The organism is Chryseobacterium sp. CFS15, assembly GCF_031118795.1.
Classification (GTDB): domain Bacteria; phylum Bacteroidota; class Bacteroidia; order Flavobacteriales; family Weeksellaceae; genus Chryseobacterium; species Chryseobacterium indoltheticum.
This window is the reverse complement of sequence record NZ_JAVHYL010000002.1, coordinates 502035-516448: the sequence shown is the minus strand read 5'-3', so window position 1 is coordinate 516448 and position 14414 is coordinate 502035. Positions and strand designations below refer to the sequence as shown.

Genomic DNA, 14414 nt, shown 5'->3' with positions numbered 1-14414 from the left:
TCCATCAACTAACAACCATTAACCATCAACCTAACAGAATGAATATTTTAGATAAAATCATAGAAAGAAAAAAACAGGAAATAAAAGATTCAAAATCTAAAACTTCTGTGGCGCAACTTAAAGATTCAGAATTTTTTGGAAGAAAAACTTTTTCCCTGAAAGAAACTTTAGCATCAAAATCAGGAATTATTGCTGAATTTAAAAGACAGTCACCTTCAAAAGGTATTATTAATAATCAAATTTCGACTTTAGAAGTTGCTTCCGATTATGAAAAATTTGGAGCAAGCGGAATTTCTATCCTTACCGATAAAGATTTTTTCGGCGGAAGTTTTGATGATATTTTAAGTGTAAGAAATCATATCCAAATTCCGATTCTACGAAAAGATTTTATGGTTGATGAATATCAGTTTTATGAAGCAAAATCAATCGGCGCTGATGTTATTTTATTGATTGCTGCTTGCCTTTCGCCAACTCAGATTCAGGAATTTACAGAACTTTCTCATAAATTAGGATTAGAAGTTTTATTGGAAATCCACACTGAAAAAGAGCTTCAACACATCAATAAAAGCATTGATTTTGTAGGAATTAACAACAGAAATTTAAAAGATTTTAAAGTTGATTTACAACATTCTGTCAATCTAAAAAATCAGCTTCCTGAAAATATTTTATCCATTGCCGAAAGCGGAATTTACAACGAAGATGATTTTAAATATTTAAAAGAAAAGGGATTCAACGGTTTTTTAATGGGCGAATATTTTATGAAAAATGAAAACCCCGGAAACAAATTTTCTGAATTCGTTTCTAATGTAAAAATATAACAGTTTACCAATTTAGCAATGATTGAACGCCAAAAACCATCAACCGAAAATCCTCAACCAAAACTCAAAGTTTGCGGTTTGACACAGCTCAGCCAAATTCGTGAATTAGTGGCATTAAAAATTGATTTTCTAGGCTTCATCTTCTACGAAAAATCACCAAGATATGTTCTGAATCATTTAGGCTTAGATGAAATATCAGAAATAAATCATCAAGGAAAAGTTGGGGTTTTTGTGAATGAAGATTTAGAAAAAATAATAGAAATTGCTGAAAAATCAGATTTAAATTTTATTCAACTTCACGGAGATGAAAGTGATGATTTTATTTTGGAATTGAGAAAAAAACTAAAATCTAAAGTTGGAATCATAAAAGTCATTAGAATCGGAAACCAAGAGTCGGAAGTAAGAAGAAAAATTGAAAAAGTATTCGACTCTGCTCAGACTGACAACCAACAACCAACAACGATTAACTATCTCTTATTTGATAAAGATTCAAAAGCATTTGGCGGAACTGGAATAACTTTCGATTGGAATATCCTCAACGAAATTGAAATCCCTCTTCCCTATTTTTTAAGTGGTGGAATTTCTTTGGAAAACTTCCATCAACTAAAAACAATCAACCAACAACCATTTGCTTTAGATATCAACTCAAAATTTGAAATTGAGCCTGGAATTAAAGATTTAGAAAAAATAAAAGAATTTATAAATAAATATAAAAGTCCCAAAGGGACGACTTAACAAAGGATAGGATGCAATCCTATCAAAAACAAACAATAAAAAACACAAAGAAATGCCACAATCCTTAGTCAAAAACTACGTCCATATCATTTTCAGCACAAAGCACAGAAATGATTTTATTGATGAGAGTATAGAAAAAGAATTGTTCTCATATATTGCTGCATTATGCAAAGATTTTGAAAGCACAGCATTGCAAATAGGAGGAACAGACAATCATATCCATATTCTCTGTCTGTTGTCTAGGAAAATTGCTTTGATGAAATTGGTTCAGGAAATAAAAGCAGTTTCATCAAAGTGGATAAAGACGAAAGGAAAAAAATATGAAGATTTCTTTTGGCAGGAAGGTTATGGAGCTTTTTCAGTGAGTCCAAATAACATTTTTCCAGTTTCTGAATATGTTAAAAATCAAAGAGAACATCATAAAGAATTTGATTTCAAACATGAGATGATTAATTATTACAAAAAATACAAAATAGATTATGATGAAAAATATATTTGGGATTAATGTTATTTAAACAATTGTTAGATTCATAGGAGTGAATTCCTATGCTTTGTTAAATCGTCCCTTTGGGACTCTTTTAAACTTAAAATATTTCATATGAAAAACCATCAATACAAATCAAAAATAAAATGGACGGGAAACACTGGTGAATCCACAAAAAATTATCGTTCGTATGAAAGAAGCTATATCATATCGGTTGATGGAAAAGCTGAAATCGAAGGTTCTTCAGACCCTGCATTTTTAGGCAATCCTGAACTTCATAATCCTGAAGATTTGTTGTTAGCTTCCGTTTCTTCGTGTCATCTTTTGTGGTATTTACATTTTTGTTCGGTCAATAATATTCTGGTTTTAGAATATCTAGATTTTGCAGAAGGAACAATGATAGAAAGCGAAAACGGAAGTGGAAAGTTCACAGCAATTATCTTAAAACCTAAAATTTTGGTTGCAGAAAAAAATATGATTGTAAAAGCAATCGAACTTCATCAGAAAGCAAATGAATATTGCTTTATTGCCAATTCATTGAATTTTGAAATAAAACATCAACCTGAAATCAATTACAAAAATGATTAAAACAAAATATAAAAACCCAGACAAACAAGGATATTATGGAGAATTTGGTGGAGCCTTTATCCCCGAAATGCTCTATCCGAATGTAGAAGAACTGCAAAAAAACTATCTTGAAATCATAGAATCAGAAGATTTTCAGAATGAATATCAGGATTTGTTGAAAAACTATGTAGGTCGTGCTACTCCGTTATATTTGGCGAAAAATTTAAGCGAAAAATACAATACTAAAATATATTTAAAAAGAGAAGACCTCAACCATACCGGAGCGCATAAAATTAACAATGCTTTAGGACAGGTTTTATTGGCAAAACGTCTCGGAAAACATAGAATAATCGCAGAAACCGGAGCAGGACAACACGGTGTCGCAACCGCAACAGCTTGTGCGCTTCTTGGTTTGGAATGTATCGTTTACATGGGCGAAATCGACATTGCAAGACAGGCTCCGAATGTGGCAAGGATGAAAATGTTGGGCGCAGAAGTTATCCCTGCAACTTCTGGCTCAAAAACTTTGAAAGACGCTGTAAATGAAGCATTAAGAGACTGGATTAACAATTCAACAACAACACATTACGTTATCGGAAGTGTGGTTGGTCCTCATCCGTTTCCAGATTTGGTGGCGAGATTTCAATCTGTGATTTCAAAAGAAATTAAAGAACAGCTTCACGAGCAAATTGGTCGTTCAACTCCTGATTATGTCATTGCTTGTGTTGGTGGAGGAAGCAATGCTGCAGGAACTTTCTATCATTTTGTAGAGGAAGAAAATGTAAAAATTATCGCTGCTGAAGCCGGAGGTTTTGGAATCGATTCAGGGAAATCGGCAGCCACAACTTTTCTGGGAACTTTAGGCGTTTTACACGGAAGTAAAAGCTTGGTTATGCAGACCCAAGACGGACAGGTTATTGAACCCCACTCTATATCTGCAGGTTTAGATTACCCCGGAATAGGGCCTTTTCATGCACATTTATTTAAAGAAAACCGAGCAGAATTTTTCAGCATTAATGATGACGAAGCTTTGCAATCTGCTTTTGAACTAACCAAATTGGAAGGAATTATCCCCGCTTTGGAAAGCGCCCATGCTTTAGCCGTTTTAGATAAAAAGAAATTCAACGAAAATGATATTGTAGTGATTTGTCTTTCTGGTCGTGGTGATAAGGATATGGAAACGTATTTGAAAGTGCTGGATGATGGAAGTCAGAAGATGGATGCTTAAAGATTCGTCTTTAAAATCAAACTGAAATTTGTTCATTAAAAAAAATTAAATCTTAACTAAATCTAAATTTATGCACCAAAATAACACCCAACTTCCTGCTTCCAACACCCAAACTAAACTCCTCAACATCTACTTCACAGCAGGAATTCCACAACTGGAAGATACCTCTGAAATTATAAAACTTATTCAAGATTCCGGAGCCGAAATGATGGAAATCGGGATGCCCTATTCTGATCCTGTCGCCGATGGCCCTGTCATTCAAAAAGCGCACGAACTGGCTTTAAATAATGGAATGACAATTTCAACTTTACTTTCTCAACTGAAATCTGTTAAAAACGAAATCAGAATTCCAATTATATTAATGGGATACATCAATCCGGTTTTGAGTTTCGGGTTTGAAAATTTTTGCAGAGAATGTTCTGAAAGTGGAGTTTCAGGTTTAATTATTCCTGATTTACCGCCGATTGAATTTGAGAAAAATTATCAGCAAATCTTAGAAAAGTACAATTTGAATTTTACGTTTTTGGTAACTCCCGAAACGTCAGATGAAAGAATTTTGCACCTCGATTCTTTAAGTTCAGGATTTCTGTATGCGGTAAGTTCTTCATCTACAACAGGAAATGAGAATGCTGTTTTAAATAATCAAGACTATCTTTCCCGACTTGCCTCTCTCCCACTGAAAAATCCTGTAATGATAGGTTTTGGAATTAAATCTAAAGAAGATTTTGAAAATGTTACCCAAAAAGCAGACGGCGGAATCATTGGTACTGCCTTCGTCAACATCTTGCTCAACGATAAAGATTGGAGAATAAAAGCCATAGATTTTATTAATTCTATAAAAAATTAAAAATCACTAAATTTGTTCGTTAACAAAAGGTATGAATACACATCAAAATAAAGTCGTAGAATTTGAAGATTTAGGCGTTAAAGAATATCAACCATCATGGGATTATCAGGAGACGTTGATGAAAAACATTATTGATCTGAAAATCAAAAATCGCGACTTGCCTGTCGACGAGCAATATACAACCTCCAATCATTTTCTTTTGGTAGAGCATCCTCATGTTTACACTCTTGGAAAAAGTGGTCACGAAGAAAATATGCTTGCCGGAATCGATAAACTGAAGGAGATAGATGCCACGTTCGTAAAAGTAAATCGTGGCGGAGATATTACCTATCACGGTTACGGACAAATTGTGGGTTACCCTATTTTAGATCTTGAAAATTTCTTCACAGATATTCACAAGTACATGAGAAATCTTGAAGAAGTGATCATCAGAACTATTGCCGAATACGGATTGAAAGGCGAGCGTTCTCCCGGAGAAACAGGAGTCTGGCTGGATGTCGGAAAACCTTACGCCAGAAAAATCTGTGCGATGGGGGTAAAAGCTTCGCGTTGGGTTACGCTTCACGGTTTTGCCTTAAACATCAATACCGATATGCGTTATTTTGAATACATCATTCCATGTGGTATTAAAGATAAACAGGTAACTTCTTTGAAAAGAGAGTTGGAAAGAGAACTTACTCCCGAAGAAATGGAAGATATTAAAGCGAAAATCAGGAAGCATTTTGTGGATGTCTTTGAGGCGGAATTGGTGAGTAAATAATATTGATAATTGTGTAATATTATCACTGAAAATTATAGCAAAAAATAAAATTGTTTTGCATTATTAAAGCTGAAGTGAGAACTTCAGCTTTTTTCATTTTTAAATGAATATAACTGCTTTAGCGAAATATCTTTTGACAATATATATTAAAATTACACTCATATCATAAATTTAAACAATAGCAAATGATTGAATTTCTAAATTCTTTTTCAACAGAGAAATTTCTATTCTTTTTTGGACTACAATTACTTTTTCAATTCTAATATTCATAGCAAAAAATGAGTTCTTTAATGTTTTAAAAGCTTTCTTCATTATAAAATACTTACCCTAGCTAGTGCGAGCGTCCCACTCGTATTAGCAACAAAAACAAAAGCATGATTCTTGCGAAAGCAAAGAAAATAGTAAATGTAAAACCTCGCTCCAATAAAGTTCTCTCATAAAAGATCACAATACCCATTCTTTTCTATCTGAAAAAAATCTATATTTGTTACACTAACAAACTAAACACAAATGACTTATGGCATCAACCACAGAAACCGGTCATGCAAAGAACATTGCAAATTTTCAGACCATGATCGAATTTTTAACGGGCTACGGCTCATCCTACAATCCCTCAAAGAGCAACTTGCGGTTACCTGCACTCATAGCTTTGAAAGATTCTGCCGAACTTGCTTTAGCAGATGTTTTATCTAATAATACGATCTACAATGGGAAAGTAAGCGAAAGACAGGTCGCTTTCAGCGGCATCAAAATAATGTCGACAAGATTCGTCAATGCGATACAGGTTTCAGACGCATCTGAAGGCAGTATTAAAGAAGCAAAATTCCACAATCGAAAATTACAGGGCAAAAGAGCATCTCCTCCAAAGACTCCTGTCAATCCCGGGGAAACGGCTACCGCTACTATTTCTGCGAGCCAGCAATCTTATGACCAGCTCATTCAGCATTTATCAGGGCTAAAAACGGTCCTGGACAATGAGCCCGATTATCAACCCCATGAGCCGGAATTGCTTGTAGATACCCTTGTCTCAACCATCACAGATCTACAAAATAAAAATCTGGAGGTAGCAAGAACTTATGCCAATCTCAGTAATGCAAGAATCGCAAGAAACAAACTTTTGTACGGTGATGAGATCGGGATTTGCGAGACTGCTTCAGACGTTAAAAAATACATCAAGGCTATATTCGGAGCTACCAGTCCTGAGTTTGCACAGATAAAAGGTTTAGAATTCGTTAAAATTAAAAATTAAAACCGTCAGTTCTTTTTCTCTTTAAGGAAAATAAGATCCTAAAAATAAGATCCGCTTTTAATGCAAGAGGATTTTTCGTATCAGAAATAAAAATAAAGCTACTTCAGAAAGAGTTTAAATAACTTGAAAAAGAATTATCCCTACTAAAAAAAGAAATAAGACAACTAAAAAAAGAATTTTGCTCACTCTAGAAAGACATTTTATAATCTGGAAAACAATTATATCAATTCAAATTAGAAATGGAACAACTTAAAGCCTATTAAAATTTTAAGTTTAATTTTTAATGCTTGCCCACAGTTCCTCATATTTTTATGACTTTTTGTATTTCTTTGCTAGGTTTACGCCTTTGTATAACTTTAAAACAGTCAAATTTTTAATATTCTTTGTTTGCCTTTGTGTTAAATTATAGCTTATTAGTAAAAACGGATAGACATAATTTTTATCCATAAAAACTATAAAAAATCCTTTCAAAAAAATTGAAAGGATTTCCTTTGATACAATATGAATTAAACTAAGTGTGCTCTATTTTACTGAACAATAATTTTAAAATTGCTATTCAATTCCTCTCCTGAAACATTCAGAAAATAATTTCCTGAAACTTTTTTACCGGCAATATTTAAATTAAATACTCCGTTTCCATTAGCATTTAATTTCTCTTTAACGATTACTTTTCCCGTCATATCTAAAATTGTGGCAGTTAAACTTGATTTTTTATATTCAGGAAGCTTAATGAAAATCTGATCTTTTACAGGATTCGGATAAACCGTTCCCACATTTTTACTGATACTGAATTCTGCATTGCTCAACACCGCCTGATTGTACAAAGCAGATATTTCCGTCGGAGATAATGCATAATTATACATTTTAAGTTCATCAAAAGCACCTTTATAAGGAGCTGGAGAATTGGTCGTTGATAAAAACTCAAGTTCACCAATATTTCCGATGATTAGATCACTTGCTTCACCAATTCCTGTAACCGCGGTTTCGTCTCCTTCAGCACTTAAAACACCATTCGTATAAATTCTCATTTTATGCGCTGTAATATCCCTCTGAATTACAACATGTACCCAGTTATTGGTAAAATAATTGGCAATGGGTGAGGTGATTTCCTTTTTCGTAACGTCATCATCGATGGCATATCGCAGCTGGCCGCCTTTTATTTCTACGTTAAAACGCTTTCCTGTAGCTCCTGTTGCCGTATTTTTAGTAAACGAACCTTTACACAGAACATACAGACTGGTTGCCGAAGACGATGGGATCATACTTGTCGGAGCTTTCATCCAGTACGAAACCGTAAAAGAATTAGTATTAAATAAAATCTGATCCTGATGCGGAATACTCGCTATGTACGGCGTATTGGGTGAAGTTGCCAAATCTAGGGCATAATTTTCTTTTCCTGTAACTCTCACATTAGCATTATCATAGGCTACATTTAATGTTCCGTGATTGGCATAAGACGTTAAATCTGCAATCTGCTCACCAGATAAGGGAGCTTCTGAGAATGGCCAGTTCCCAACAAGACTAGGCGTCAATGCACGGAAACTCCAAACATCTCCTGTTACAGAACCTAATGCATTAGACGAATCAATTCTCCAGTAATAATTAGTTGCCGTATTTAAATTACTCAACTGATACGATGGTGTTGCAGCATAAGGAACTGTAGCCACATTGCTTAAATTTTGAGGATCGGTTCCAAAATAAACGGTGTAGGTAGTAGTGTTGGAACTTCCTGTCCATTTTAAAAGTAAATTTCCATTGGTCAGCTGTACGTCATTAAATCCATTGGCAGGATTTGGATTAGCTGCTTTGGTAGGCGCTGACGGAACAGGCGGTGTAGTGATTGAAGCATTTGAAGTATACACAGAAGATTCTGTGGCACTCACCGCTTTCACTCTGTAATAATATTGAGTGTTGGGCGTTAAACCCGTTTCATTATAAGTCGTTGTATTCGCAGGCAATGTTGCAATGACTGTAAACGCTGTGCCATTGGGAGAACGTTCCAATACATAATTTGTTTCATTGGTTGCATTATCACTCCAGTTAACCGTTAATGAGCTTGAAGCCGGAGTTCCCGTTGTCACTGGATTTGTGAAATTTAAATTGGATGGCGGAATAATAAAATCCGGAGCTGCTGTATTATGCAGACCATTAATATATACCTCAATATTCAGATATGGAGCATGCGTTGTACTTACTGCCAAAGCATCAAAAACATTAGGATTCAGTCCGTTTGCAGTTTCCCAAGCATCGGGCATTCCGTCATTATCGGTATCTAAAGGAGCCGGAGCGCCATAAACGTGACCTGCTCCGCCATTGGTAAACCCGAATTGAGTTGTTAAATCGCTTTGTACATAAACATAAGTTGCGGTTGTTCCTTTCGACATCAGATCTGAAATCATCAACTGATCCACCTGATCACGCCTTGGATAGGAAGCGCCTACTTTTGAAACAATATTATCAAAAGCTCCTTGTGCAGTCAAGGTCGGGTTTTTCATCGGATAATCATACGAAGTTGTTTGAATCGCATTGATATCTCCAACAGGATATCCTGTTAAATTCTCAGGAACTAAAGTTCCGTCCAAAACTCCGTTTTTATTGTTGTCGAAATAATTTCCGGAACCATATAAATTAAAGTTGGCATTTCCTACGCTGAAAGGGGTAGAAACCGTACCGCTCGTATTGGGCCCTCCGATAAAATAATTGTTGATGATATTGGCATACGAAGCACCTGCAGAATCTCCACCCATAATATATGCTTCTCCAGATTGGGTGTGGCCATAGGTATTTCCATAATTCCCCCAATTGTACACCACATTGTTTACAAACTCGTTGATGCCTTTTATTTTATTATTACGGGTTTTATTACAGATATATAAATTTCCTATCAGACTGATTTTTCCACCTGCTGGAGGTTGCATTAATCCTCCTGCGGAATGATTGTGACGGTGCATTCCCTGTCCGATAATCGAGTTTTGAATTGTAATGTTATCAGGACTTGTTCCGTTATTATCCCAGTTTACAGAAAATACCTCATCTGTACCCCATGTAAAAGTCATGTGATCTAAAATGATATTCGCTCCGTTGGCAATTCCTGACGCATCCTGATTTTGAGAAGTTCCTCCATAACGGATACGCAGATATCTCGCAATCGTATTGTTGGCTCCGGTAAATGAAACTCTCGGACCGAGAAATAAAATCCCTTCTCCAGGAGCAGTCTGTCCTGCAATTGTAGTATTGGCTGCGACAGCAACCACAGATTGTAAATTAACAATACCTCCTACTTTAAAAATAACAAAACGCCCCGGTTGACTTACCGCATCACGAAAAGAACCGGCACCGCTGTCATTCAAATTAGTCACCAAATAGATTTGAGGATTGGCTGCACCTCTCGCTCCTGTAGTAAATCGACCAAAACCGGTAGCTTCCGGAAATGCCAATGTCTGAGCATCTAAGCCAGCAGCGGATAAGGTCAATCCACCTAACAACAATGTTTTTAAAGCCTGCTTAATCAGTAAAGATTTATTTTTCATAAATATTAATTTTGTGTTAACCAAGCTAAACACAAACGTAAATATGAGCATCCTGCACAATCCTGCTGGTTACTATAAATCAATAAAGTAGCTCAAAATTTCATTAAAATAATTTGATTAATATATATTGAAATTGAAGAGTGATCACTTTTTAATACAACAAAGACACAGTCGGAAAATTTGACTCAGAAAAGAAATAATTCTTTAGGGGAAGGAAAGTAATATGCACCCAAATAACTATGTGAAGAATAATAAATAATAGCTGAAAATTAGCGAACTATATAAATTATTCTTATCTTTTTAAACATAAAACACAACACATATGACTAAAAAATTACTACTTAGCTATTTTTTAATGATAGCATTTTTCCTCGTTTCGTGTGGAAAAGAATACACTACAACAAGTGAAATTTCAATCAAAACAGTATCAATTATTACTTTTATTTTTGGAGGAATTATAATGTTAATTGTCTTTACTTCCAAAAAAAGGTAATTTAAAATTTGAATAAAAAAATCCCTTTCAAAAACTGAAAGGGATTAATTATATAAAAAAACTTTTAATTACATATAAGCTTCAATCGGCTCACAAGTACAAACTAAGTTTCTGTCTCCGTAAGCTTCATCAACTCTGGAAACTGAAGCAAAGAATTTGTGATCTCTCACCCAATCCAAAGGATAAGCGGCTTTCTCTCTGCTGTATGGTTTATCCCAAGAATCAGAAATAACCAATTGCTCAGTGTGAGGAGCATTTTTCAATACGTTGTTTGCCTGATCAGCTTCACCGTTAGCAATCTCATCGATCTCATGTCTGATCGCAATAAGAGCTTCTGCAAAACGGTCGATTTCAGACTTGCTTTCAGATTCTGTTGGCTCGATCATCAATGTTCCTGCAACCGGGAAAGAAACCGTTGGTGCGTGGAAACCATAATCCATCAATCTTTTTGCAACATCAGCCACTTCAATTCCTAAAGATTTGAACTGACGGAAATCTACGATACACTCGTGCGCTACTCTACCTTCTGTATTTGAATATAAAATAGGGAAATGCTCTGCTAATATTTCTTTTAAATAGTTTGCATTTAAAATTGCGTGCTCAGTAGCTTTTTTCAAACCTGAAGTTCCCAACATTTTGATGTAAGCGTAAGAAATATTTAGGATCAATCCGGAACCGTAAGGTGCAGCAGAAATACCTTCAATTGCTTCTTTAGAACCAACTTTAATGTTTGCATTGGTAGGTAAGAAAGGAACTAAATGCTTAGCAACACAGATCGGACCAACTCCAGGACCTCCGCCTCCGTGAGGAATAGCGAAAGTTTTGTGAAGATTAAGGTGACAAACGTCTGCCCCGATGTTTCCAGGACTTGTATATCCTACCTGAGCATTCATGTTGGCACCGTCCATATAAACCTGTCCGCCATGATCGTGAACCAATTGAGTAATTTCTTTAATGTTAGCATCAAAGAATCCGTACGTTGACGGATACGTGATCATTACACAAGAAAGATTTTCAGAATGCTGCTCTGTTTTCGCTTTGAAGTCTTCGAAATCAATTTCTCCGCTTTCAAGGTTTTTAACAACAACAATCTTCATTCCTGCCATTGCTGCAGAAGCGGGGTTTGTTCCATGTGCAGACTGAGGAATCAACACCACATTTCTGTGACCTTCGCCTCTTGAGATATGATATTCTCTGATTACCATCAATCCTGCATATTCTCCCTGCGCTCCTGAATTTGGCTGAAGAGAAGTTCCTGCAAATCCTGTGATTTCAGAAAGATCTTTCTCCAATTCTTTGATCATTTCCTGATAACCTCCTGCCTGATTTACCGGTACAAATGGGTGAATACTTCCCCATTCTGCCCAAGAAAGCGGCAACATCTGAGTCGCAGCATTTAGCTTCATGGTACAAGAACCAAGAGAGATCATTGAATGTGTTAATGATAAATCTTTTCTTTCAAGACGTTTGATGTAACGCATCAATTCGGTCTCTGTATGGTATTTGTTGAATACTTCTTCCGTCAGAATCTCATCTTTTCGAAGATTTTCTTCAGGAATGCTGTATCCTTCTTTTATTTCTAATTTAAATGTCTGCTTATCTTTAAACTGAGCAAAAGAAGCCATCAAAACATTTAGTTTTTCAAGCGTCGTGCTTTCGTTGATTGCAATGCTCACAACTCCTTCTGTAAAGTAGTTAAGATTCAATTTGTGATCAAGCATCATTCTGCATAATCTTGTTTTCTCATCTTCACTCATCACAATTTTTACAGTGTCAAAGATGGGCTCTTCAACCGTCTGATAACCTAAAGCTTTTAATCCTCCTTTTAATGCATTCGCTTTAAAGTGAATCTGGTCAGCGATATAGTTTAATCCTTTCGGACCGTGATAAACTGCATACATACCTGCCATTACAGCTAAAAGAACCTGAGCAGTACAAATATTTGAAGTCGCTCTTTCTCTTTTTATATGTTGCTCTCTTGTTTGTAAAGCCATTCTCAATGCACGTTTTCCGTACATATCCTGAGAAACCCCGATGATTCTTCCCGGAATATCTCTTTTGTAATCTTCTCTGCAAGAGAAAAATGCAGCGTGAGGACCACCATATCCCAATGGAATACCAAATCTCTGAGAAGTACCAACAGCACAGTCAGCGCCCATTGAAGCCGGAGATTTCAATTTAACCAAAGCCATAGGATCACAAGCTACAACAACCTGCAAGTCTAATTTTTTGTACTCAACGATGTCTTCCGTATAATCTAAAACAATTCCGTTTTTACCAGGATATTGCAATAAAACTCCGTAATAAGATTCGTCGAACGGGTGAGTTTTGTGATCACCAACTACAATTTCGATTGCTAAACCTTCAGCTTTTGTTTTAAGAACAGAAACGGTTTGAGGTAAAACCAAATCAGAAATAAAGAACTTATTAGCTCCTGCTTTCTTCTGATCTTTTGTCCTGTTGTTGAAGAACATGTGCATTGCTTCTGCAGCTGCTGTAGATTCGTCCAATAAAGATGCGTTTGCCAAAGCAAAACCTGTCAAATCGCACACAACAGTTTGATAATTAAGCAAAGCTTCTAATCTTCCCTGAGCGATCTCTGCCTGATAAGGCGTGTACGCTGTGTACCAGCTAGGGTTTTCAAAGATATTTCTCTGAATTGCCGATGGCAACAAGGTATTGTGATATCCAAAACCGATATAGCTTGTATAATCCGTGTTTTTCGATGCCAATTCTTTCGAATGATTCAACATTTGATACTCCGAAAGTGGCTCTGAAATGTTCAGATCATTTTCTAAACGAATCGATGATGGAATGGTTTGAGAAATTAATTCTTCGATACTTGAAACGCCAACTTTTTCCAACATCGCCTGTTTGTCGGCTTCGTTTAGGGAGATGTGACGGCTCACAAACTGTTCTGTATTCATTTTTTATATTAGATTTTGTTTGTAAAAAAAGATTCGTAAAATTACGATTTTTAAAATGATTTTGCAACCTAAGTAACAATCGGAAATTGGCTTTTTGCAATTGGCTTTAAAATATGGGTTTTGAAACTTCATAATGTGTGATCACAGGCGATAATTTGAATTTATTTAAATCTTCTATGGACGTGATATACCTTCAACTTTCTTATATTTATTTTGTTAGTATGTTAATTTTAAAAGATGAGTACTGATAACTTTCTTAAAAAATCCACAGAAAAAATTTTGAATACATTTTTCTTTTCCCAAACCCTAAAGGCCGGAAAAATGAATTGAAAATTTCCTCAAAATTACTCCCTTTAGGGTCGGGGAAATAATTTTGAGAAAATTTTCATGCACTTAGTTTTTTTATACTACTAACTTTCTTATGATTCATAAAGCCGTTTGACTTCGTTTAATCTTCGATTTCACTTTTTAAAGCTCACACGGTATTTCGGGTAAGGTAATGATGCCAATTTCGAGTAAAACAGCACAAAAAACCTTTAAAACCATCTACTATCAGCATTTCAAGAAAGTTTAAATTTTATTATCTATATTTATTCTAAATTAATATATTTGCAGTATGAATATCATCACTCCTTTTAAAGTACCGCCATTATCTCCGGCATTTTCTTTCAAGAATGAAGAAATGTTCTGTGGTGACAAAAAATCTTGTTGCAAAAAATTTAAGAAAGGGAAAAGGTGTAAAAAATGCCCGGGAAATAAGAAATTGGCGTAGTTAG

Annotated in this window: 10 protein-coding genes; 8 read left to right on the top strand and 2 right to left on the bottom strand. The window is 35.4% G+C overall.

The genetic code is table 11. From position 1 onward, the window contains the following. The first annotated feature begins 38 nt into the window (after positions 1–38). The 8 genes from trpC (at position 39) to OH814_RS04885 (ending at position 6688) form a co-directional block, all read left to right on the top strand. Positions 39–818, top strand: coding sequence for an indole-3-glycerol phosphate synthase TrpC (trpC, locus tag OH814_RS04920; protein WP_308827345.1), 780 nt, complete (start codon positions 39–41; stop codon positions 816–818). An 18-nt stretch (positions 819–836) separates the two neighbouring features. Next, positions 837–1553, top strand: a complete 717-nt coding sequence (locus OH814_RS04915) for a phosphoribosylanthranilate isomerase (protein ID WP_308827344.1) — start codon at positions 837–839, stop codon at positions 1551–1553. Between the two features lie 52 nt (positions 1554–1605). Beyond that, positions 1606–2058 (top strand): IS200/IS605 family transposase, encoded by a 453-nt coding sequence (gene tnpA / locus OH814_RS04910; protein ID WP_308827343.1) that lies wholly within the window; start codon positions 1606–1608, stop codon positions 2056–2058. 93 nt (positions 2059–2151) lie between these two features. Continuing rightward, positions 2152–2625 (top strand): OsmC family protein, encoded by a 474-nt coding sequence (locus OH814_RS04905; RefSeq protein WP_308827342.1) that lies wholly within the window; start codon positions 2152–2154, stop codon positions 2623–2625. Then, entirely contained in the window at positions 2618–3832 is a 1215-nt protein-coding gene (gene trpB / locus OH814_RS04900; RefSeq protein ID WP_308827341.1) for a tryptophan synthase subunit beta, read from the top strand. Before OH814_RS04905 ends, trpB begins: the two co-directional genes overlap by 8 nt. 70 nt (positions 3833–3902) lie before the next feature. Continuing rightward, positions 3903–4679, top strand: coding sequence for a tryptophan synthase subunit alpha (gene trpA / locus OH814_RS04895; protein ID WP_308827340.1), 777 nt, complete (start codon positions 3903–3905; stop codon positions 4677–4679). A gap of 31 nt (positions 4680–4710) precedes the next feature. Then, positions 4711–5439: a lipoyl(octanoyl) transferase LipB gene (lipB, locus tag OH814_RS04890; RefSeq protein WP_201133879.1), complete on the top strand. Its 729-nt coding sequence runs from the start codon at positions 4711–4713 to the stop codon at positions 5437–5439. A gap of 517 nt (positions 5440–5956) precedes the next feature. After that, positions 5957–6688 carry a hypothetical protein gene (locus tag OH814_RS04885; RefSeq protein ID WP_308827339.1) on the top strand — a complete coding sequence of 244 codons (732 nt, stop codon included), beginning with the start codon at positions 5957–5959 and terminating at the stop codon, positions 6686–6688. Between the two features lie 527 nt (positions 6689–7215). On the opposite strand, the gene OH814_RS04880 is transcribed toward OH814_RS04885, so the two are convergent. Together OH814_RS04880 and gcvP are read right to left on the bottom strand one after the other, a co-directional pair. Then, positions 7216–10218, bottom strand: a complete 3003-nt coding sequence (locus tag OH814_RS04880) for a LamG-like jellyroll fold domain-containing protein (RefSeq protein ID WP_308827338.1) — start codon at positions 10216–10218, stop codon at positions 7216–7218. 561 nt (positions 10219–10779) lie between these two features. Then, on the bottom strand, positions 10780–13638 hold the full coding sequence (gcvP, locus tag OH814_RS04875; protein ID WP_308827337.1) for an aminomethyl-transferring glycine dehydrogenase: 2859 nt from the start codon (positions 13636–13638) through the stop codon (positions 10780–10782). Positions 13639–14414 lie beyond the last annotated feature (776 nt).